Source organism: Bacillus sp. P4_D3 (genome assembly GCF_056401855.1).
Map to the genome: position 1 here is coordinate 1 of NZ_JBFUIN010001338.1, position 536 is coordinate 536.

At 29.9% G+C, this 536-nt stretch carries 1 protein-coding gene and 1 pseudogene; both read left to right on the forward strand.

The window, feature by feature from the left end:
• Positions 1 to 348: ABC transporter permease subunit (locus AC1DTM_RS31200; protein WP_477001787.1), on the forward strand; the 348-nt coding region annotated here is incomplete at its 5' end.
• Positions 345 to 536, forward strand: a pseudogene (locus AC1DTM_RS31205) (peptide ABC transporter permease); the annotation flags it as partial. The gene AC1DTM_RS31200 and the pseudogene AC1DTM_RS31205, both read left to right, overlap by 4 nt.

Genomic DNA, 536 nt, shown 5'->3' on the forward strand with positions numbered 1-536 from the left:
GTGTTATACATAAAAGAAGAACATGAAAAACATTACGTAGAGGTTGCATATGGAAAAGGACTTTCATCAAGTTATATACTATGCATTCATTTATTCAAAAATATATCTATCCACTTCTTTCACCATTTAAAAACGATTTTTGTTTTCTTACTTTCTAACTTATTCATTTTAGAATTTGTTTTTAATATGGAAGGCATTATTCAATTTTTATTTAAGAAGGCGTTTATTTCACCTCCAGCTGCATTTATCATACTTGTTATGATTATTTTACCGTTTTATGCCATTTTTCAAATAATCTCATTCATGATGAATAGATGGCAAAAGCAATTGAAAGGAGCAGCATTATGAAATCTATTTGGAAATCAAAACGATTTTTAATCGGGTTTACTTATCTATTCATACTTGTTTCAGCTAGTTTTATTTATAGTTGGTTCTTTAAAGATAACATCCCAAAACCTCCTCAGTTACTTTACAATGACAATAACGAATTACTTGGAAAGGCCCCCTTTTCGCCATCGTTAATGCCGCCTTTTGGA